Raw genomic sequence first — 20,465 nt, forward strand, 5'->3', positions numbered from 1 at the left:
TATCCCGACGCCGGGGGCTGCATTGGGAGATTGCTTCGCGGTGCTCGCAATGACGGGATGGTGAATTGGCCGGGGAACCAAATGCCCGTCACTGCGAGGAGGCGCAGCCGACGTGGCAGTCGGTCGGGGTTGCCTCGACGATGGAAGTCCCCGGGAGATCGCTTCGCGGTGCGCGCGATGACGATCTGTTGGGAGGCTCCGGATCGGTTTCGCCTACTGTCGGCAGAAGGGCCAGACTTGGTAGAAGCGGCGGCAGCGGAACTCGGATTCGCAGCTCGCCAGCTGGGACTCGTAGCGGTCGGCCCGCTGGGCAACCTGGCGCGCCGCGGCCCGCACCTGCGGCTTGTTCTGATAACTGCCGCGGCTGTAGCCGCCCTGGCCCTCGTGGTAGGCAAGGTAGAGGTGCTCCGCGTTGTACAGCGGTACGCCGGTCATGCGCCGGGTGCGGTCGTTGTACCAGCCGATGAAGTCGGTGGCGTGTTTCATGTGCGTGCGCCGCGCGAAGCGGCTGCCGGCATCCTCGCGGTATTCGCCCCAGACCGGATCCTGCGCCTGCGCGTAGCCCCGCGCGGAGGACGGGCGGCTCCACGGGATGAAGACCAGCAGCCGCTCGCGGTCCGGACGGACGTGGCTGCGGAACGAGGACTCCTGCTGGATGAACGACATCTGCGTGGCGATCGGCGTGCCCCATTCGCGTTCGGAATCACGCGCGTAGTCGTACCAGCGTGGCTGCTCGCGGAAGATCTCGCAGATATTGCTCTGGTCCTGGGGTGGCGATGGCGCCAGCGTCGCACAGCCCGCCGTGATCACGGCCAGCGCCAGCAGCAGGCCCGCGCGCAGCCCGTTGAGCGCCATGGCCCGCCATTCCCCCTGATCTGCCTTGCCCACCCGAATCTCCCGCTCGGTTCCCCAGTGGCCGGGAGTATAAAGCACCCGCAACGGGGCCCAAGGGTGCGCCGGCTGACGTGCCCGGTTTCGGAGGCTGCCCCGGCCCCTGCGGGCGCCTCGCAGTGTCGGGCATACGGGTTCCCGGTTGCTCCACCATCCCGTCATTGCGAGCGCCGCGAAGCAATCTCCCAATGCAGCCCCCGGCGCCGGAATACCCCCAGCAGACTGCCACGTCGGCTGCGCCTCCTCGCAGTGACGGGGGCGGGGGCGAGCGGGGAGGGAGCTCTGTGGAGGGAGCGGGGGGGTGTGGCAGTGGCGTGTGGGAGCGGGCTTGCCCGCGAAGCCCCTGCCCCCGTCGGAACTTGGTAAAAGCCATTCGCGGGCAAGCCCGCTCCCACACAGAGCATGGGCGACGCTGCTGTTATGCGGTGGTGTTCCAGCCGATATCCAGGGGGCTCAGGGTCGGGTCGGTGCGCCACGGGCCGGGTTCGACGGGTTCGTTCGCGATGTCACGGATGCGGGCGATGAACTCGCGGCGGGGCAGGGTCACGGCCCCCAGGTTGAGAAGATGGGCGGTCTCCATCTGCACATCCACCAGCGGCCAGCCCCAGGCGACTAGGTGGCGGCTGAGCCAGGCGAGCGCGATCTTGGAGGCGTCGCGCTCGCGCGAGAACATGGACTCGCCGCAGAACAGCCGCCCCACGGCCACGCCATAGAGCCCGCCGATCAGGCGCGGACCGTCCCAGACCTCCACCGAGTGTGCGTGCCCCGTGCGGTGCAGGGCGATGTAGGCCTGCTGCATGCTGGCGGTGATCCAGGTTCCGTCGGCGTAGTCGCGCGGCGCGGCGCAGGCCTCGATCACGGCCTCGAAGGCGCGATCGAAGCTGACCGTGTAGCCACGGTTGCGGATCGCCTTCTTCAGGCTGCGGTGCAGGCGGAAGTGACCCGGCTCCAGCACCGCGCGCGGGTCCGGGCTCCACCACAGGATCGGCTGCCCGGCCTCGAACCAGGGGAAGATCCCGGATCGGTAGGCATTCAGCAGACGTGGCACGGACAGATCGCCCCCGGCCGCGAGCAGGCCGTTCGGCTCGGCCAGGGCATGCGCCGGGTCCGGGAACGGGGCCTCCGGGTGCTCCGGGTCCAGCCAGGGCAGGGTGATCTGCGGGCTGGAGTTCATGGGGCGCTTCCGTGCATGCCCCGAGATTGGAGGCCCGGGTTTTGTAGGAGCCTGCTTGCAGGCGAAGGGCCTGTGGCGGCGCCCCGCGCGGGCAGGGGCTTCGCGGGCGAGCCCGCTCCCACGAAGATCGTCTCTGCGGGGCGACCCGGGCCCCGGTGGTATGCCAAGCCTTGTAGGAGCCGAGCCCTCTCGGCGATTGCGGCATTGGCTACGCCCCATCGGCCAGAGGGCTGGCCTTGTATGTTTACCCGTGGCAGGCCTAGAAAGGGTCTGTCGGGGTGGAGGGACGAAGCTGGCATCTGGCCTGTGGCACAGACGGTAGGAGAGTTCGTCCCACCCCTCACCTTAAACGCCGATAAGGAATCGATCGGCTCGGGGCCGACGATAGATGGCAAGCCAGCGTTCGGTGAGGCCCCGACAGACCACTCCAAGCTAGCTCGGGAGGTGTGATGATGGCAACGCATCGGATCGGGGTCGATGTCGGCAAGGCCGAGTTGTGGATCAGTATTGACGGTGAAACCGCACAGCCGTGTCCCAACGAGCTCCCGGCGATCCGTCGCTGGGTCCGTAGCCTGGAGGGTCCGGCCGACTTCGCCCTGGAAGCCACCAACGACTATCACCTGGCCCTGGCGCTGGAGGCTCATCATCAGGGCCACCGGGTGTATCTGGTCAATGGCTATCGCCTCAATCGCTACCGCGAGAGCATCGGTGGCCGGGCCAAGACCGATGCCGGGGATGCCCGGCTGCTGGTGCGTTATCTGCAACGCGAGCAGGACGAACTGCGCCCCTGGACACCGCCGCCCGAGGGCTACCGGACCCTGCAGAAGCTGCTGCGCCGGCGTGCCACGCTGGTACGGGCACGGGTCATGCTGGAACAGAGTCTGCGAGGTGTACCCGAACTGCAGTCCAACCTGAAGGATCTGCTCCGGGAGATCGGCCGGCTGGATGCCGTGCTCCAGCGTGTGCTGCGCGAGACGGTCGGTCGCGCCGGCTGGTCGGATCACGCCCGGCGCTGCCAGCAGATCGAGGGCGTCGGTCCGCTCACCGCGGCAGGCCTGACCATGGCGTTCCAGCGGGGGGCCTTCCGCAACAGTGATGCGTTCGTCGCCTTCCTGGGGCTGGATGTCCGCATCCGCGACTCCGGCACAAAACGGGGGCAGCGCAAACTCACCAAACAGGGCGATCCAGAGTTGCGACGGCTGCTCTATCTGGCCGCGATGCAGGCCAAGTCCAAACCCGCCTGGAGCGACTACTACCAGCGCTGCCTGGACCGTGGCCTGGCGACGACCCAGGCGCTGAATGCCTTGGCTCGCAAGCTGGCGCGCCTCGCCTTCGCCCTGATGAACAATCAGACCGATTACCAACCTAAGACCCCTTGTGGAGAGACATAGAATCTCCTACGGGGCGCGAGCGGGGCTACACTGACTGGGTCGCGTGGGTGTGGGTGGCATGGGAATAGGGTGCCGCCGGGCGCGGGATCGGGGTGTGGATGCGGTGGAGCATGCGGCGGTGGGGGATGCCGGCGTCCTCGAAGGTGTCGCTGATGACGAAGAAGTCGTGGCGGGCGTAGAAGCCGATACGGCTGTTCTGGGCGTTCAGCCAGACCTCGCGCCAGCCGTGGCGGGCGGCGGCCTGGATGGCGCAGTCCAGCAGGCGCGAGCCGATGCCGTGCCCGCGCCAGGGTTCGCGCACGGCCATGCGGCCGATCTGGCCGGAGGGCAGCAGGCGCAGGGTGCCGACCGGTTCGTTGTTCGCCCCGATGGCCAGCCAGTGCAGGGCGGCGGGGTCCAGGCCATCGAATTCCAGGGCCTCGGGTACGCCCTGCTCCTCGACGAAGACCTCGCGGCGGATCAGGGACAGTGCGTCGGCGTCGGCAGGCCAGGTGGCCTCCCGCAAGGTGATGCGATGTTGCATGGGTATCCTCCTCCGGCATGCCGTAAAGGAGAGCCGCGCCCGCGTGTGCGAGCAATCCGATTGCGTGGCTGGCTCCCCGGCCGTCCTGACCCTGGCCCCGGACGGAAGAGTCTAGTTCAGGTTGGGGGAATCTTCCTGTGAAGGGTTTCTCGGAACGGTGGGTGTTCGATGCCGGGCTTGGCCGGCAGGAGGGCGGGGTACTGCGGGCCCTGCGTGGTGACCGGTATTTTGTCGTGAGGCACCGCGAGGCGATCGCCACGGCGCATGGTGCCTCGCGTTGACGGGCACGGCATGGGCGCGGTGCCAGAGGCTGGGCGATTGCCGCGGCGCTTCGCGCCTCGCAATGACTGGTCGTTGCTGTTCGGCGATCAGCGTGCGCCGATCAGGGTGTCGCGGAAGCGGCGCGACAGGGGTTCTTCCGGGTGCAGCCAGATGCCGAAATAGGCCTCGGCGAAGTCGCGGCCGGGGACCTCGACCAGCGGGGTACCGTTTTGCAGCAGGCGGGTGCCGTGGCCCGGGCGGTATTCCAGTGCGTAGCGTTCGCCGGCCTCCATGTCGCGGTAGGCGGCGTTGAAGGTGTCGAGCCGGTCGGCCAGGGCCGCCAGCGTCTCGGCGTCCTGCTGGTCCTCGAGCAGGCGGTTACCACTGCGGCGGAAGTCGTCGGCGCTGATCGCACGGAGATACTCCAGCTCCAGGCGCTTGGGCACGTCGGCCGTCAGTACATCCTCCGGAGCGACTTCTTCGGGTACATAGAGCGCGCCGACGTAGACGCGGAACACCGTGTAGCGATAGAGCCGGCCCGCACGCAGGGGCACTGTGGTGTTGTCGATGGTGACCGATTCGGCGAAGCGCACGCCGTCGATCTCGGTGGCGGCCGCGGCCGGGGCGGCGAGCGATAGGGTCAGCAACAGGCTGGCCAGAAGCGAGGCCACGAAACGGGCGGGTCGGATACGGTGGATCATGGGTGGGTGCCTCCGGGCTGGGCGGGGATGGTGGCTTGTTCGCGCGCGTGGATGCGTTCGCGCAGGGTGTGCTGGGTGTCGGCGTCGATGGGGAAGCGCCAGATCAGGGCCATTGCCGCGAGCTTGAACAGGACCGGCAGGCCGGCGTAGGCCAGGGCCAGGACGAGCAGGGCGGTGGGGCTGTTGTCGCCACCGGCCGAGAACCCGGCTGCGCCCAGTAGCGGGAAGCTGAGGCCGACGGCCAGCGCGAGGGCCAGCTTGGTCGCCATGCCCCACAGGCCGAAGAACAGCCCGGCGCGTTCGCCGCCGCCATCGGCGGTGTCCTGGTCGATCACATCGGCCTGCATCGCGGCCGGAAGGGCGAGGTCGACCCCGAGGCTGAGCCCGGTCAGCACGGTGATGGCGTAGAACGCCAGCACGTCACCGGTGCCGAGGAACGGCACCCAGATGAAGAAGCTGGAGGCCAGCAGCATCGAGAGTGTCCAGACCCGGTGTTTGGGCAGGCGCCGCGCCAGGCGCAGCCACAGTGGCAGGGCGAGGATGCCGGTCGCGAAATAGACCAGCAGCAGCGGCCCGGCATGGCCTGGCGCCTCCAGCACGTGGGTGATGAACAGCAGGAAGAGCGTGGCGGGGATCGCGTTGGCGGTGCCGTTCAGGATCCACGCCAGGATCAGTCGGCGGAAGGGGCGGTTACCCAGCAGCAGGCCCCAGCCAGCGCGCCACGGCACGGGCGCGAGCCTTCCGGGGCGTTCCGGCACGCGCCACAGCAGGATCAGGAAGGCGAGCGGCATCAGTACCCACAGCAGCACCGCGAGGGCTGCGAGCGCGGCCCCGGCATCGTCCTGCAGGCCGAGGACCGCCGGCAGTGCGGCGGCCGTGACCGTTCCCAGTACGACGAAGCCCTCGCGCGCGGCGGTGATGCGCGAGCGCTCGTGGTAGTCGCCGGAGAGCTCTGCACCCCAGGCCGCATAGGGCAGGGCGACCAGCGTCCAGCCCAGATAGACCAGAGTGCTGAACAGCAGCAGGTATCCCGCGCCGGCCTCGGCCGGCGGGCGGAACAGGAACGGCGCGGCGAGCAACAGCAGCGGCACGCCGGCCAGCATCACCGCGCGCCGGCGCCAGGCCCCGGGGATGCGATCGGACAGATGGCCGACCAGCGGGTCGGTCACCACATCCAGCAGCCGGGCCAGCAGCAGGAGAAGACCGACCAGGGTGACGCCCAGACCGGTGTGCTCGGCGTAATGCGCGGGGAGGAAGACGTACAGCGGCAGGCCGAGGACGGCAAGGGGCATGCCCAGACCGCCGTAGGCGAACAACCGCGGCCAGCGCAGGGTGTTCACTTCATCGAGTCGCGGGGGCATTGCTGCCCGAAGCGGTGGCATCGGCGGGGTTTTGCAGGACGGCCTGAATCAGGTTCACGCGGGCGGTGTCGAAGCCGACCTCGCAGTACGCCAGGTAGTAGCGCCACATGCGCAGGAAGGATTGTGAATAGCCGAGCGCCTCGATCACCGGCTCCGCCTGGCGCACCTCCTGGTGCCAGTGGCGCAGGGTGCGCGCGTAGTCCGCGCCGAAGAAGGCCTGGTCCGTTACCGCGAGCCCGGCCCGTTCGGCCTCCGCGTTGAAGCGCGGGACCGAGGGCAGCATGCCGCCGGGGAAGATGTAGAGCTGGATGAAGTCGGCATTGCGGCGGTAGTACTCGAAGGCGTGCTCGGCAATGGTGATCACCTGCAGGGCCGCGCGGCCGCCGGGGCGCAGGCAGGCGCGCACCTTGTCGAAGTAGGTCGCCCACCACTGCTCGCCCACCGCCTCGAACATCTCGATGGAGACCACGTGGTCGAAGGTCCCGTCGAGGTCGCGGTAGTCCTGCAGGCGCAGTTCCACGCGATCGCTCAGGCCGGCGCGTTCGATCCGCTCGCGGGCGTAGTCGAGCTGCTCCTGCGACAGGGTGACGCCGGTCACGCGATAACCGCGCCGGGCCGCCATCTCGGCGAAGCCACCCCAGCCGCAGCCGATCTCCAGGATATGCGCGCCCGGTTCGGCGTCCAGTTGATCCAGCAGGCGGGCGTACTTCTGCGTCTGGGCCTGTTCCAGGGCCTCGTCGCCGCGGGTGAACAGGGCCGACGAGTAGCTCATCGTGCGGTCCAGCCACAGGTCGTAGAAGTCGTTGCCGAGATCGTAGTGGAAGCGGATGTTGGCGCGGCTGCCGCGCCGGCTGTTGCGGTGCCGCCAGTGACGCAGGCGGTCGAGGCCGCGCTGCCAGGCCGGACGATCCGCCAGGGCCGCGAGGGCGGGCTCGTTGTCGGTGGCGAAGCGCAGCAGGCTTGGCAGGTCCGGGGTGATCCAGTCGCCGCTGATGAAGCCCTCGGCAAAGCCGATGTCGCCGTGGCGCAGCAGGCGCAGGATCGCGCGCCACGGTCGGCGGAAGTGCCAGACGGCTTCGGCTCCGGCCTTGCGCCCGCGCAGGGTGATGCGGTCGCCCGACGGGCCGATCAGGGTGATCTGCCCGGTGTCGATGTCCTTCAGTGCGCGCGAGATCAGGCGCAGGGCCCAGTCCGGCCGGGTGGTTTCGTCCTGCGGGGTGTCGAGGTGGTTGAGGGCCATTAGTCGATCTCCTGTGCGGGGGGTGCCGGCCGTGGGTGGTAGCGCCCGCCACGCCACCAGATCTTCAGCGCCTGCCAGTGGATCAGCGGCAGGACCTTGAGGGTCATCCAGGGTTGTTTCAGGAAGGCGCCCAGCAGGCTGCGGTCGCTGAACGGGCGCAGGCGGCCGTGCTGTGTGGCCGTCAGCATCAGGTCCTGATCCTGGTATTCGTTGATCGCGATCCGCAGCGATGCCCCGGCCTGCGCACGCGGCGGTGTCAGGGTGAAGGCGTAGCGCGCGTGCATGTCGATGAAGGGCGATACGTGAAAGGCCTTCTGCTTATCCTGGCGCACGGGGCAGGCCATGGGCGCGCCGTGCTCGTGCAGCAGGTAGTGGTGGTGCTCGCCAAAGGTGTTGCGCACCTCCAGCAGGATTGCGCGCAGTTCGCCGTCGGCGTGCCAGGCGTACCAGATGCTCAGCGGATTGAAGGCATGCCCGAGGACGCGCGGCATGGCCAGCAGATAGATCGGACCGCCGGCCAGGTCGATGCCGTAATCGGCCAGGTGCGCCTCGATCCAGGGCCGCCAGGGGCGGCCGTCGCGCGGCCCGTGGTCGCGGGTGCGCAGGCTGAACAGGTTGAATCCGTCCAGCGAGAACAGGCGGCAGCGCCGGGCGGTTTCGGCCAGGCGGTCGATGTCGAACAGCGCACTGATGACCGGGTAGCGAAAGCGGTACTGCTGCGGGAAGAACCGCTGATGCATCACCGTGCCGTGTACGAGGGCGGCGTCCATTCAGGTGTTCCGCGATTGCGCCGCCGGCGCCCCGAGCCGGGCCGGGCCGCCGCCGTGAACGGTGGCCTCCGGGACATGACCGGGATGGACGGGTGCATCGGGTGCCTGCGCCGGTTGCGACCAGGGCGGTTCGATACCCATGGCCTGACCGACACGGACGGCCGAGCGCAGGCCGTCTTCGTGGAAGCCGTAGCCCATCCAGGCCCCGGCGAAATACAGGCCGTCCTCGCCCTGGGTCGCCGCCAGGCGCTGGCGGGCCGCCTCCGCCGCTGTATCCATGACCGGGTGTTCCCAGTGCTGCTCGCCGAGGACCAGGCTGGGGTGCGGGTCTCGCCAGGGGTTCAGGCTGATGATGTAGTCCTGGCGGCGTTCCAGGCGATGCAGACGGTTCATCCAGTAGGACACCGAGACGCGGTCGCGGGCCTGTGTAGTCCGCCCGGACAGGTAGTTCCAGGAGGACCAGACCCGGCGCGAGCGGGGCATCAGGGCCGGGTCCGTATGCAGGATGGCGTGGTTGGCTTGGAAGCTGCAGGCGGAAAGGAGCCGGTCGCGCGCGGGGACAGCGCCGTTCAGCAGCCAGCGCGCGGTGTCGGCGTGGCAGGCGAACACCACCGCGTCGAACCCGATGCCCTGGGCATCGGTCAGGACGCGCCACTGACCGGACTCCGGCATCACCGCGCGCACCGGCTGGTGGACGATGCAACCGGGTTCCAGGCGTTGCGCCAGGCGCTGTACGTACTCGCGGCTGCCGCCGACCACGGTGCGCCATTGCGGGCGGTCGCGCAGGTCCAGCAGGCCGTGATTGTGGAAGAACTGCAGGAAGCTGGCGGCCGGGAACTCGCGGATCTCCTCCGGCGGGCAGGACCAGATCGCGGCGGCCATCGGCAGCAGGTAGTCCTCGGTGAAACCGCGGCCCAGGCGATGTCGGTCGAGGAAGGCTCCGAGCGTGCCTTCCGGGCTCTCGTGACGTTCGAACAGGCCCTTGCCCAGGCGGTTGAACCGCAGGATGTCGCCCGCCATGCGCAGGAAGCTCGGGCGCACCAGGTTGCGGCGCTGGGCGAACAGGGTGTTCAGATCGGAGCCGGCATATTCGACCCCGTCGGGCTGGCGCGAGTAGCCGAAGGACATGTCGGTGTCCTGCGTGGCAACGCCCAGGTCCGTGAACAGCCGGGTCAGCAGCGGGTAGTTGCGTTCGTTGTAGACGACGAACCCCGTGTCGATGGGCGTGCGACCCTGCGGGTCGGGCACGTCCACGGTGTGGGCGTGACCACCGAGTTCCGGTTCCGACTCGAACAGGTGCACTTGGTGACGGGTCTGCAGGATCCAGGCAGCGGACAGGCCGGCGATGCCTCCACCGATGACGGCGATGCGCGAGCGTTTCATGGTGGTGGTTCTCCGGGCCTGAAAGGTGATGGACAACTTATACAATAGCTGTACAATCTTTGTAAATGGTGGCCGAGCGAAAGTTCCCGGCTTTCCTGTGCCGGGGGCGCTTCGCGAGGCCCCGCGTACCAACGGAGACATGGACCGTGACGACAGACGAGAAGACGCAGGCAGGTGCCCCCGAATGGCCGCAGGAAGTGCGCGAGGCCCTGGCCACGCACGAGATCGTGGGCATTACGTCCGGCCTGTCAGACTTTCGCGATGCCGAGGCGCTGCTGGAAGCAACGGCTCCGGGCCGCTGGCAGCGGCTGGAGTGGGGCATGGGGTCGGCGCACAACCGCGAGCAGTTCCACTCGCTGCAGCAGGCCACCGGCGCGGCCGTGCTGCCGCTGTTCATCGCGCGCGAGGGCATGATCGGCGGGCTGCCCGAGTTGCGCGAGTATCTGGGGCAGCGGGCGCTGCAGGCGCGCGGTGACGGGCCGCGCCCGGACGCGCCAGCGCCGGCCCTGCAGGTCCTCGGAGTGGGCGGCCTGCTACCCTTCGCATTCTTCGGGCTGGGCGCATGGATGGCCCAGCCCGAATGGCAGGCTTTCGCGCTGGAGGCCCTGGCGCTCTATGGTGCGGTGATCCTGTCGTTCCTGGGGGCGATCCACTGGGGGATCTTCCTGGTGGATCGGCAGCACCGGGTGGGCCCGATCGCGGCCCCGGTGTGGGCGGTGGTGCCGTCCATCCTGGCCTGGCTGGCGGTCCTGCAGCCGCTGCCGGAGGCACTGATGACCCTGACGGTGCTGTTTCTCGGGGTGTTGTGGGTGGATCGGCTGAGCCTGTATCGCCGCGCATTGCCACGGGGCTACCTGGGCCTGCGCCTGGTGCTGACCGCCGGGGCGATGCTGGCGCTGGCCTCCGGCTTCGCGGTCACGCTGACGGCCTGAGCCGGGACAGAGGAAAACGCAAGAATGAGCGAACACAAGGACTCGATGATGGATGCAGACGCCCGGACGGCCGACGAGCCGACGGCCACCAATGCCTCGGGCCAGCCGCTGGCGGCCCCGGAACAGCTCGCCGAGCGCTACCGCGACATCCTCGCCGGCCTGGGCGAGAACCCGCAGCGCGAGGGCCTGCTGGATACCCCGATGCGCGCCGCGAAGGCGATGCAGTATCTCACCCGTGGCTATCACCAGGACCTGGACAGTATCGTCAACGGGGCCCTGTTCTCGTCGGACAACGACGAGATGGTGCTGCTGCGCGATATCGAACTGTACTCCCTGTGCGAGCATCACCTGCTGCCGATTATCGGCAAGGTGCATGTGGCCTACCTGCCGAATGGCAAGGTGATCGGTTTGTCCAAGATCGCCCGGATTGTCGACATGTTCGCGGCGCGCCTGCAGATCCAGGAGAGCCTGACGCGCCAGATCGCCGAGGCCCTGATGCAGGTGACGAACGCCAAGGGGGTCGGTGTGGTGGTGGATGCCAAGCACATGTGCATGACCATGCGCGGGGTGGAGAAGCAGCATTCGTCGATGGCGACCTCGGTGATGCTGGGCGCCTTCCGCGAGGACGGCCGGACCCGGCGCGAGTTCCTCAACCTGATCGGTCGCACGGGCAGCTGACCGTTCCCGGGGCTGCCGGGCGGGGTCACCCCACAAAAAAATGGCCCGACGCGAAGGTCGGGCCAAAGATCGTCCGGACACCCGTGTGATGGAGGGTTCTGGTCCGAACGGCGGAAAACCGGCTGCCGTTGCCACGAGCCGATCATTTCCGCAACTTGTATAAGTGGACAGGGACTGTGGAAACAGGTTCCTGACAGTCGCCGAAAGAATGTGTTGGGCATCACATTTTCCTGTCCCCGGGAGTCTCGATGCGCGGTCTGGAACAGATCCCCTGGTTGTACGACGGCCTGATGGCCGGTGCCGAGCTGCTGGGCCTGCGGCGCTGGCGCCGGCGTCTGGTGGCCGGTGCGCACGGCCGCGTACTGGAGATCGGCTGCGGGACCGGGCGCGACCTGCCGCTGTACGCCGATCCGGAACGGGTCATCGGCATCGACCCGGACCTGGCGGCCCTGCGCCGGGCCCGGCGGCGGGCGCCTTCCGTGCCGCTGGTGGTGGCGCGGGCCGAGGCCCTGCCATTTGCCGACGGCGCCTTCGATACCGTGGTCTCCGGCCTGGTGTTCTGCAGCGTGCAGGATCCGCCACGGGCCCTCGGCGAGGTGCGCCGGGTGCTGGCGGAGGCGGGCGAGCTACGCATGCTTGAGCATGTACGCCACACGCGGCCGCTGCTGGCCCGCGCCCAGGACCGGGTGCAGCCGGCCTGGACCTGTATCACCGGCGGCTGTCACCCGAACCGCGATACCGAGGCCGCGGTGGAACAGGCCGGCTTTTGCATCGACCCGGAAGACCGTCTGGCGCGGGGCGTGATGCGGCGCTTCGCCGCGCGGGTCTGTCGTGCGCCCGCGGATGCGTCCGGGCGTAATGCCGGGGATGGGGGCTGAAGGGCAAGGGCCTTTGTTCACCACGAAGGGCACGAAGATACGAAGGAAGGGCAAGGGCGTGTAACCACAGAGGTCACGGAGGACACGGAGAAGTTTGATCGTTGCCGGAACGGGCCGGGTGATGGCCCAGTAAAGAGAAGGCCCCGGGCAAAAGTGCGCCGGGGCCTTTCTGGACGGACAGTTGGTAACGTCTCAGGCGGTCGTGTTGATGTTGGTGCCGACGTTGTCCGGCAGACTCTGAGTGGCGGCCTGCATCTCGCCGATGTCGGGCATGGCCTGCAGCATCGACTGAGCCGCCATCTCCTGCGACTCCATCGCCTTCTTCTGCACGGCCACGTCTTTCTGCATGGCCACCTGCTGCTGGCTGTTCTGCGTGGCCATCGCGGCAATCGCGCTTGCGTCCATCTCGTACTCCCGGTTCTGAATGTGCAGGCCCGTTGCACTCGATAGGGGGAACGGGCCTGCCCCCGGTGACGGCTGCATCCCCGCAGACTTGAGCCCCCGAACCCGATTTTTTTCAGAAGGTTCCTGTTCTACGGCACCACCGCCGTGCGACCGGGCTCCCCGCCCTTCTCCATACCCTGGCAGGTTCGATCTGCTCTGGCCCTTCCTTCGTATCTTCGTGCCCTTCGTGGTGAACAGCGCCCTTGACCTTCAATGGGCGTTTCGCTCGCTTCGTCCGCGTCCTGTCTATTTCGGGGCGATCGCGACCCGCGCCTTCGGGGTGCGCCGTGACATGGGTGCCAGGGTCCGGAGATCCCGGCTCTTCGCTTCGCTGCGGCCGGGATGACGGGGGAGCGTTGCCCCGTGCCCCGCGATCGCCCGGCGGCAACGTAGACTCCAGCGCGCAGCCCTGCGGTCAGCGCTTCTCCGTGTCCTCTGTGCCCTCCGTGGTGCAATCCGCCCTGGCCCTTCTTCGTGCCTTCGTGTGCTTCGTGGTGAATACATTCAGTCGGCCGGGCGTTACTGGCGCTGGGCCTCGAACTCGATGATCAGTTCGACTTCGTCGCCGACGATGTCGCGGGTCAGGCCGTAGGTCATGCCGAAGTCGGAGCGGTTGAAGCTGCCGCGCATCGACGCACCGAGCACGTACGGCCGGCCGAACAGGCCGCCGAGCGGGAACGGGTAGCGCCCAACCTTGTTGATCGTCACGTCGAGGTGGATGGTGCGGGTCTCGCCCAGCAGCTCGAGCCCGCCGCTGAGGCGCCCGGTGTTCTCGCCGGTCGGCTCGTAGCGCGTGGCGGTAAAGCGCATCTCCGGGTATTCCTCGACGTTCAGGAAGTCCTCGTTGCGCAGGTGGTCGTCGCGCTCGGCGTGGTTGGTGAACACGCTGTCGGTCTGGATGACGAAATGGCCGTCGCCCAGCTCGCCCGTGTCGGGGTCGAAGACGAACTCGCCCTCGGCCTCCAGGAACATGCCCAAGACCTTGGCATAGCCGGCATGATCGACCAGGAAGCCGACCGCGAAGTGGTCGGGGTCGATGACCCAGCGGTCGGCATCGGCCAGGGCCTGTGCGGGCAGCGCGAGGGCCGTGGCCAGCAGGCCACCCAGCAGCAGGCGGCGCAGGCGGGCGGGGCGGCGGTTGTTGCGGGCGTCAGTCATGACACACCTCCGGTCGGTGGCGGTACAGCCAGTGGATATCCACGGCAAAGGACAGGCCCAGAGCCAGCAGGCCGGCCAGGGCGATGGTGATGGCGGCGGGTGCGGGCAGGCCGGGGATCAGGACCAGTAGCAGGACCACGGTCTGCAACACGCAGACGGCCTGGCGGCGCCGGCTGGGCGGCAGCGGCGCGGCCAGCCAGGGCAGGGGGCGGGCGGCCAGCACGAAGGCGTAGCGCATCAGGCCGATCAGGATTACCCAAGGGCCGACCGCCGTCATCTGCCAGGCGAGGATCGACAGGGCGAGGATCATGGCGGCGTCCAGCTCCATGTCGAAGCGGGCGCCGAACGCGGTGGCGCTGTCCGTGCGGCGCGCGACGGCCCCGTCCACCCCGTCCAGCACCAGTGCCAGGCCCGCGAGGGCGATCACCCACAGCGCCAGCACCGGTTCGTCCGGGGTGGGGGCGGCCAGGACCAGGCCGCCGAGCGGGGCGGTCAGCGCGGCGCGCAGGAGCGTGACCCGGTTGGCCGGGCCGGGGCCGCGCCCGGAAGACGCCACTCCGGCCGCCGGGGTGCGGCTGACGAGGATGGCACCCAGCACCAGCCAGAGCGTGACGAAACCGGCGACGGCTGGCAGGCCCGCGTGCGCGCGCCAAACCAGCGCACCGGTTACGGCGAGGCCGGCCAGGCCCGCGAGCAGCCAGTCGGTCGCCCAGACCCGCAGGCCGGCCTGCAGGCGCAACGGGGAAGGCTTGGCAGGGGAAGACTCCATGCGGGGATTGTAGCGCTCCGTTGGCGATCGTCCTGGGGGCGCGCGGGTGGCACTCCCTGGTCTTGCGACCATGCGGGGCACCGGGAGTTGCCGGTCGCTGCGCCCTTCGCCCACACTGCGCGGATGATCACGTGGCAGCGCACCCCGTTTCCGGGACCCTCCCGGTGAGCACGGCCGGCTCCGAACAGGCCTTCTGGGTCACCGGCCCGGGCACGGGCGCGTTGCGTCCGGAGGCACTGGCGGAGCCGGGCCCGGACGCGGTGCGGGTGCGCACGCAGTTCTCGGCGATCAGCCGCGGGACCGAGTCGCTGGTGTTCCACGGTCGGGTGCCGGAGAGCCAGTATCAGGCGATGCGCGCGCCGTTCCAGGCCGGCGAATTCCCGTGGCCTGTGAAGTACGGCTACATCAGCGTCGGCACCGTTGAGGCGGGTGACGCGGCGCACGGGCTGGACGGGCAGCGAGTGTTCTGCCTGTATCCGCATCAAAGCGCCTACACGGTGCCGGCCGCCGCGGTGGTGCCGATACCGGATGCCGTGCCTTCGGGGCGCGCGGTGCTGGCGGCCAACATGGAGACGGCCATCAACGCGGTCTGGGACTTGCAGCCCGGTCCGGGGGATCGCCTCGCGGTGATCGGCGCCGGCGTGGTGGGCCTGCTGGTGGCCGGGTTGCTGCGGGCGATGCCGGGCGCCGAGGTCACGCTGATCGACCCCAATCCCGCCCGCGAACCCGTGGCGGCGGCGCTGGGATTGTCGCTCTGTACGCCGGAGGCGGCGCGGGGGAACCCGGAGCTGCAGGGGCTGGACGGGGTGGTGCATGCCAGCGGCAACCCGGCCGGGCTGGCGCAGGCCCTGGACCTGGCCGGGGTCGAGGCGCGGGTGGTGGAGATGAGCTGGTACGGCGACCAGCCGGTGCCGGCACCGCTGGGCGAGGCGTTCCATTCGCGGCGGCTTACGCTGCGCAGTTCACAGGTGGGCCGCATCCCGCCGGAGCGCGCGGCGCGCTGGGATTACCGCCGCCGCCTGGCGCTTGCATTGTCCCTGCTGGCCGATCCGGCACTCGATGCGCTGATCACCGGCGAGGATGCCTTCGCCGATCTGCCCGCGGCGATGGCCCGCGTCACGGGGTCCGAGGCCGCCCGCACCCTTTGCCACCGCATCCGCTACTGATCCTTTACTTCCAGACGGGGAACCACCCGATGTACAGCCTGAACGTGCGTGACCACTTCATGATTGCTCACAGCTTCGCCGGCGAGACCTTTGGCCCGGCGCAGAAGCTGCACGGCGCGACCTATGTGGTCGATGTCACCTTCCGCCGCCGGGCGCTGGACGCGGACGGACTGGTGGTGGATATCGGCCGCGCCAGCGAGGTCGTGAAGGCCCTTCTGGCGGATCTCAATTACCAGAACCTGGACGAGCGCGAGGAGTTTCGCGGCCAGAACACGACCACCGAGTTTCTGGCCCACGCGCTGCACCAGCGCGTCGCGCGCGCCATCCATGCCGGGGAGCTGGGCGAGTCCGCGCGCGAGCTGGATGCGGTGTGCGTGACGCTGAACGAGTCGCACGTGGCCTGGGCCAGCTACGAGGCCGCGCCCTGAGCGGAATGCGCGCGCTGGGTATCGTGGTCCCGGGTTCGCTGGACCAGCGTACCGGGGGGTATCGCTACGATGCGCGCATGGTCGCGGGTCTGCGGGCGCGCGGCTGGCGGGTGGCGGTCCATGAACTGGACGGTGGCTTCCCGGGGCCGGATGCCGAGGCCGCGGCGGCACTGGATGCCGCGCTTGCGGGCATTCCCGATGCCGGGGGTGTACTGCTGGACGGACTGGCGGCGGGGGCCTTCCCCGAGGTGCTGGCCCGACATGCCGCGCGCTTGCGCCTGATCTACCTGCTGCATCACCCGCTGGGGCTGGAGACCGGCCTGGCGCCGGCGCGGTCGGAGGACCTGCTCGCGCGGGAGCGCGCCGCGCTCGGGCATGTGCAGGGTGTGGTCGCGACCAGCGCCTTTACCGCCGCGCAGGTGGCCGCCTGGGGCATGCCCCGGGAGCGGCTGCAGGCGATCCCGCCCGGCGTCGAGGCGCGCCCGCCCGCCACCGGTCCGGCGCCCGGCGCGCCGGCGCTGCTGCTCTGCGTGGGGACAGTGGTCCCGCGAAAGGGGCAGCTGGAGCTGGTGCAGGCCCTGGCCCGGCTTGAGGCCGAGAACTGGCGGGCAGTGCTGGTGGGCGCGCGCGACCGGGATGCGGCGTATGCCCGGCGGGTGGCGACGGCGATCGCGGCGGCCGGGCTGCAGGGCCGCATCGAATGGGCCGGCGAGTGTGACGATACGACGCTGGAGGGCTGGTACGCGCAGGCGTCGGTGTTCGTCCTGCCCAGTGTCTACGAGGGTTTCGGCATGGCCTACACCGAGGCCATGGCGCGCGGACTGCCGGTGATCGGGACCACGGGCGGTGCGATCCCGGGGACCGTCCCCGCGGCGGCCGGGCGTCTGGTGCCGCCGGGCGATCACGAGGCGCTGGCGGGGGCCATCGAGGGATTGTTGCGCGACCCGCGGGGGCGCGAACGGATGGGCCGGGCGGCCCGCGCGGCCATGACGGAACGACCGGACTGGGACGGTGCGGTGGCCGCGCTGGAGCGAACGCTGGAGGACTGGCTGCGATGACCGAGACCTTCGACGCCGACTGGCTCGCCCTGCGCGAACCCGCGGATCACGCGGCGCGCTCGGACGCGCTGGTTGCGATGCTGGGCGCGGCGCTGGCCGGCCGGGTGACGGGGGATGCCCTGAGGGTCACCGATCTTGGCAGCGGGACCGGCTCCAACCTGCGCTATCTCGCGCCCCGGCTGCCGACCCCACAACACTGGCGGCTGGTGGATCACGATAAGGGGTTGCTGCAGCGCGCGGCGGCCCCGGGCCCCGGGGTCGCGCTCGAGCGGCGGGTGACCGATCTGGCGGCAGACCCGGCGGCGGCGCTCGCGGGGGACGAGCCGCTGGTGACGGCGGCGGCGTTGCTGGATCTGGTGTCCGAAGCCTGGCTTGCCCGGCTGCTGGAGGGCTGTGCCCGCCAGGAGACGGCGGTCCTGTTCGCGCTGAGCTATGACGGGCGGATCCGCTGGTCGGATCCGCAGCCCCTGGATGCCGAGCTGGAGGATGCGGTGAATCGGCATCAGCGTTCGGACAAGGGCCTGGGGCCGGCGCTGGGCCCGATCGCCGCGTCGGTCTGCGCGGCCCGGCTCGAGGCGCACGGGTATCGCGTGGAAACGCGCGCGAGCGACTGGCGCCTGGATGCCGGGCAGGCGAAGCTGGGGGCGGCCCTGATCGACGGCTGGGTGCGTGCGGCCTGCGAGATCGTGCCGCATCGTGCGGCCGCGTTGCAGGCCTGGGGCGAATCGCGGGCGCGCGCCCTTGCCCGGGGCGAGGTCGAGCTGGTGGTCGGTCACCAGGACGTGCTGGGATTGCCGCCGGCTTGGGCGCGCGGGTGAATCGCGGGGTTCGGCAGGAAATCCCGGTACCCGTTTCGCTGGACGTTGAACCCGTGCAGGATAGAATCGGACGGGGATAACCGGAAAAGGTGAGGCATGGAACAGGCAGATAAAAAGCAGAGAAGTTTCCTGAGTCGCTGGTGGATCCTGATCGTGATCGTACTGTGGCTGATCGCCTGGTCGGCGCGGGATGTGCTGGCGCCCAGCGCGGAGGTGGTGCCGGAGGACGAAGACGTCGAGGCGGTGGCCGTGGCGGAGGATGACCCGGCGGCGGAGGCGCGCACCCCCGCGAGTCCGCCGCGCGAGGGCCGTCTGTCGGAGGGCGACATGGATCCGATGACCGGCGAGGCCTACGAGCGTGACAACGACACCGGCATGCACCGGCCCATTCCGGAGCCGCAGGAGCAGCCGCGCACCACGGCCGCCGGCGAGCCGGTGAGCGAGGAACAGGTCGCGCGCCAGGTGCAGGAGGCCCTGGAGGCTGGTCGCGCCGCCTACTGGGGCGAAGGGCCGGAGGCCGCGGCCGCTGTCCTGCAGACCGCGCTGGCGGACATCCCGGCGACCGCGGCCCAGCGTGCCGACCTCTATGGCGAGCTGGGCAACACCCTGTTTGCCGCGGGTGATGCCCGCGGGGCCATGCGGGCCTGGGACAGCGCCCTGGACTTGCTGCCCGCCAGCGAGCGACGCGTGATGGTCGAGCGCCTGGCGCCGGTGTATGACCGTCACCACCGGGACGGGGCGCGCCACCTGCGTCAGTTCCGCTAGTCGGTCCCGGGCCGCCGTGCCCGGGCGATCGAAAAGGCCCCGGAGGTGTATATCTCCGGGGCCTTTTGTTGTGTGGATGCGCCGTGTGCGGTTGGCGCTCAGACCAACTGGTAGCGGTGCAGCTTGCGCCACAGGGTGCTGCGATCCATGCCGAGGGCGCGGGCGGTCTGCGAGCGGTTGCCGGCATGGGCCACCAGCGCCTCGCGCAGGCGCCGCGCCTCGGGATGTTCGCTGGCCTGGGTGTCGTGGGCCCCATTGGAGCCAAAACCATTCGGCTCGGCATACCCATTGGTACGCGGCGCATGGATCGTGTCGCTCGTGTCTGCCTCCACCCGCACCGGCTCGGGGAGCGGGAAGTCATCCACCTGGCCATCGCGGGCGTGCAGGGTCAGGCACTCGAAGACATTCTCCAGTTCGCGGAAGTTGCCCGGCCAGGGGTGGTCCTGCAGCTTCTCCTTCAGCCGGGGGGTGATGCGGATGCCGTGATGCACCTCGTAGGCCTGGAGCGTGGCCGCGAGATCACGGGGCCGATCGCGCAGCGGCGGGATCTCCACCGTCGCGACCGCCAGTCGGTAGAAAAGGTCGGTGCGGAATTCGCCGGCCTCCACTCGGCTGCGCAGATCCTGGTTCGACGCGGCGAGGATGCGCACATCCACCTGGCGGGTGGTGTTCTCCCCCACGCGTTCGAAGGCGCCGTCCTGCACCGCGCGCAGCAGCTTGGCCTGCAACCGCTGGCTCATCTCCCCGATCTCGTCGAGAAACAGCGTGCCGCCATCGGCGGACTCGAAGCGCCCGACACGGTCACTGACCGCGCCAGAGAAGGCGCCCCGGGTATGGCCGAAGAGCTCGGATTCCAGCAGTTCCTCGGGGATCGCGGCGCAGTTGATCTCGACAAACGGCGCCTCGGCGCGGCGGCTGGCCTGGTGGATCGCACGCGCCAGGCGGGTCTTGCCGGTGCCGGATTCGCCCAGCAGCATCACGCGCACATCGCTGGCGGCGACGCGCCGCGCGAACTGGAGGGTGGGGCGGCAATGGGCGTCATGGGAATGGAAGTGGCTGTCATCGAGTCCGTCCCGACCATCCTCGCTAACGGTCTCCACCGAGGTGGTGCGCCGGCGCTGCGGCTGCAGGGTGATCAGGCGCAGCGCGCGGGCGTCGTCGTTCAGGCGCAGGGGCTGGCTGATGACCTCCAGTGGCAGGGTCTCGTCCTCCAGTTCGGCCATCAGCGAGAAGTGCAGGGCGTGCGGGGTGCGGTTGGCGTCGGCGTCGTCGTCGCCGGCGGCGACGGCGGCCTCTTTCAGATGTGCCTCGAGATTCAGCGACCCGAGCTGGTCCAGGGTCAGGGGGGTATCCGGGGGGATTTGCAGGGTCTGGTGAAAGGCCGGGTTGGCGAACAGGACCCGGCCCCGGGTATCGCTGATGAGGTGTGGATCCCGACTGTGTCGGATGCAGATCTCGGCCAGTTCGGTTGTGGTCATCCCGCCTCCTTTTTCTTGTTGGAGGGGCCGGCGGCAGCGGGACGGTGTTGCAACACCCGGGGCCTCCTGCAACACCCGGGAATCCCCCGTTTCGCCAATCCCTGTCTCGGTTATAGCGCGAAACGGGGGTGTTGCAACAGGTGTGCCCTGAATATCAGCAAATCAGAATCAAGTGATTGATTTATAAGAATGTCACAA

21 protein-coding genes are annotated in these 20,465 nt (G+C 69.4%); 9 read left to right on the forward strand and 12 right to left on the reverse strand.

All coding sequences use genetic code 11. The features are described 5' to 3' along the window. Positions 1 to 213 precede the first annotated feature (213 nt). Positions 214 to 888 carry a hypothetical protein gene (locus D106_RS0106635; RefSeq protein WP_018879591.1) on the reverse strand — a complete coding sequence of 225 codons (675 nt, stop codon included), beginning with the start codon at positions 886 to 888 and terminating at the stop codon, positions 214 to 216. A gap of 421 nt (positions 889 to 1,309) precedes the next feature. Further along, positions 1,310 to 2,065, reverse strand: a complete 756-nt coding sequence (gene aat / locus D106_RS0106640; RefSeq protein WP_018879592.1) for a leucyl/phenylalanyl-tRNA--protein transferase — start codon at positions 2,063 to 2,065, stop codon at positions 1,310 to 1,312. 449 nt (positions 2,066 to 2,514) lie between these two features. Here aat and D106_RS0106645 point away from each other — a divergent pair, with 449 nt between their 5' ends. After that, a complete protein-coding gene (locus D106_RS0106645; RefSeq protein ID WP_018879593.1) occupies positions 2,515 to 3,456 on the forward strand; it encodes an IS110 family transposase in 942 nt (313 codons plus the stop codon). 25 nt (positions 3,457 to 3,481) lie between these two features. Here D106_RS0106645 and D106_RS0106650 read toward each other — a convergent pair whose 3' ends face one another. The 6 genes from D106_RS0106650 to D106_RS0106680 all read right to left on the reverse strand — a co-directional run bounded on the left by D106_RS0106650 (position 3,482) and on the right by D106_RS0106680 (position 9,695). Further along, on the reverse strand, positions 3,482 to 3,979 hold the full coding sequence (locus tag D106_RS0106650; RefSeq protein WP_018877899.1) for a GNAT family N-acetyltransferase: 498 nt from the start codon (positions 3,977 to 3,979) through the stop codon (positions 3,482 to 3,484). 368 nt (positions 3,980 to 4,347) lie between these two features. Next, positions 4,348 to 4,941 (reverse strand): chalcone isomerase family protein, encoded by a 594-nt coding sequence (locus D106_RS0106660; protein ID WP_018879595.1) that lies wholly within the window; start codon positions 4,939 to 4,941, stop codon positions 4,348 to 4,350. Continuing rightward, a complete protein-coding gene (locus D106_RS0106665) occupies positions 4,938 to 6,302 on the reverse strand; it encodes an MFS transporter (RefSeq protein ID WP_018879596.1) in 1,365 nt (454 codons plus the stop codon). Before D106_RS0106665 ends, D106_RS0106660 begins: the two co-directional genes overlap by 4 nt. Continuing rightward, the gene (locus D106_RS0106670) at positions 6,283 to 7,542 is read right to left on the reverse strand and encodes a cyclopropane-fatty-acyl-phospholipid synthase family protein (RefSeq protein ID WP_018879597.1); all 1,260 of its coding nucleotides are present in this window, start codon (positions 7,540 to 7,542) and stop codon (positions 6,283 to 6,285) included. Before D106_RS0106670 ends, D106_RS0106665 begins: the two co-directional genes overlap by 20 nt. Then, on the reverse strand, positions 7,542 to 8,312 hold the full coding sequence (locus D106_RS0106675; RefSeq protein WP_018879598.1) for a DUF1365 domain-containing protein: 771 nt from the start codon (positions 8,310 to 8,312) through the stop codon (positions 7,542 to 7,544). The genes D106_RS0106670 and D106_RS0106675 overlap by 1 nt, the downstream gene beginning before the upstream one ends. Next, the gene (locus D106_RS0106680) at positions 8,313 to 9,695 is read right to left on the reverse strand and encodes an NAD(P)/FAD-dependent oxidoreductase (protein WP_018879599.1); all 1,383 of its coding nucleotides are present in this window, start codon (positions 9,693 to 9,695) and stop codon (positions 8,313 to 8,315) included. It lies immediately after the preceding gene. 146 nt (positions 9,696 to 9,841) lie between these two features. Here D106_RS0106680 and D106_RS0106685 point away from each other — a divergent pair, with 146 nt between their 5' ends. The 3 genes from D106_RS0106685 (at position 9,842) to D106_RS0106695 (ending at position 12,183) form a co-directional block, all read left to right on the forward strand. After that, positions 9,842 to 10,627, forward strand: a complete 786-nt coding sequence (locus D106_RS0106685) for a DUF3429 domain-containing protein (RefSeq protein WP_018879600.1) — start codon at positions 9,842 to 9,844, stop codon at positions 10,625 to 10,627. A 24-nt stretch (positions 10,628 to 10,651) separates the two neighbouring features. After that, entirely contained in the window at positions 10,652 to 11,305 is a 654-nt protein-coding gene (gene folE / locus D106_RS0106690; RefSeq protein WP_018866448.1) for a GTP cyclohydrolase I FolE, read from the forward strand. 248 nt (positions 11,306 to 11,553) lie between these two features. Then, on the forward strand, positions 11,554 to 12,183 hold the full coding sequence (locus tag D106_RS0106695; RefSeq protein ID WP_018866449.1) for a class I SAM-dependent methyltransferase: 630 nt from the start codon (positions 11,554 to 11,556) through the stop codon (positions 12,181 to 12,183). Positions 12,184 to 12,375: 192 nt separating this feature from the next. On the opposite strand, the gene D106_RS0106700 is transcribed toward D106_RS0106695, so the two are convergent. The 3 genes from D106_RS0106700 to D106_RS0106710 all read right to left on the reverse strand — a co-directional run bounded on the left by D106_RS0106700 (position 12,376) and on the right by D106_RS0106710 (position 14,554). Continuing rightward, on the reverse strand, positions 12,376 to 12,588 hold the full coding sequence (locus D106_RS0106700) for a YjfB family protein (protein WP_018879601.1): 213 nt from the start codon (positions 12,586 to 12,588) through the stop codon (positions 12,376 to 12,378). 558 nt (positions 12,589 to 13,146) lie between these two features. Further along, complete coding sequence (locus tag D106_RS0106705) at positions 13,147 to 13,785, reverse strand: YceI family protein (RefSeq protein ID WP_018877906.1); 639 nt, start codon at positions 13,783 to 13,785, stop codon at positions 13,147 to 13,149. After that, positions 13,778 to 14,554, reverse strand: a complete 777-nt coding sequence (locus D106_RS0106710; RefSeq protein WP_026280607.1) for a CDP-alcohol phosphatidyltransferase family protein — start codon at positions 14,552 to 14,554, stop codon at positions 13,778 to 13,780. Before D106_RS0106710 ends, D106_RS0106705 begins: the two co-directional genes overlap by 8 nt. 164 nt (positions 14,555 to 14,718) lie before the next feature. Here D106_RS0106710 and D106_RS0106715 point away from each other — a divergent pair, with 164 nt between their 5' ends. The 5 genes from D106_RS0106715 to D106_RS0106735 all read left to right on the forward strand — a co-directional run bounded on the left by D106_RS0106715 (position 14,719) and on the right by D106_RS0106735 (position 18,789). Continuing rightward, the gene (locus D106_RS0106715) at positions 14,719 to 15,720 is read left to right on the forward strand and encodes a zinc-binding alcohol dehydrogenase (RefSeq protein ID WP_018879603.1); all 1,002 of its coding nucleotides are present in this window, start codon (positions 14,719 to 14,721) and stop codon (positions 15,718 to 15,720) included. A 29-nt stretch (positions 15,721 to 15,749) separates the two neighbouring features. Then, positions 15,750 to 16,148 (forward strand): 6-carboxytetrahydropterin synthase, encoded by a 399-nt coding sequence (locus D106_RS0106720; protein WP_018879604.1) that lies wholly within the window; start codon positions 15,750 to 15,752, stop codon positions 16,146 to 16,148. A gap of 5 nt (positions 16,149 to 16,153) precedes the next feature. After that, the gene (locus D106_RS0106725; protein WP_018879605.1) at positions 16,154 to 17,206 is read left to right on the forward strand and encodes a glycosyltransferase family 4 protein; all 1,053 of its coding nucleotides are present in this window, start codon (positions 16,154 to 16,156) and stop codon (positions 17,204 to 17,206) included. Beyond that, positions 17,203 to 18,024: a hypothetical protein gene (locus tag D106_RS0106730; protein WP_018866456.1), complete on the forward strand. Its 822-nt coding sequence runs from the start codon at positions 17,203 to 17,205 to the stop codon at positions 18,022 to 18,024. The genes D106_RS0106725 and D106_RS0106730 overlap by 4 nt, the downstream gene beginning before the upstream one ends. 96 nt (positions 18,025 to 18,120) lie before the next feature. Continuing rightward, entirely contained in the window at positions 18,121 to 18,789 is a 669-nt protein-coding gene (locus tag D106_RS0106735; protein WP_018879606.1) for a hypothetical protein, read from the forward strand. A 98-nt stretch (positions 18,790 to 18,887) separates the two neighbouring features. Here the strand turns inward: D106_RS0106735 and D106_RS0106740 are convergent, their stop codons facing one another. Then, the gene (locus D106_RS0106740; RefSeq protein WP_018879607.1) at positions 18,888 to 20,267 is read right to left on the reverse strand and encodes a sigma-54-dependent Fis family transcriptional regulator; all 1,380 of its coding nucleotides are present in this window, start codon (positions 20,265 to 20,267) and stop codon (positions 18,888 to 18,890) included. Between the last annotated feature and the right edge of the window lie 198 nt (positions 20,268 to 20,465).

Origin of the sequence: Thioalkalivibrio sp. ALE9 (assembly GCF_000377445.1) — a bacterium.
Lineage (GTDB): Bacteria > Pseudomonadota > Gammaproteobacteria > Ectothiorhodospirales > Ectothiorhodospiraceae > Thioalkalivibrio.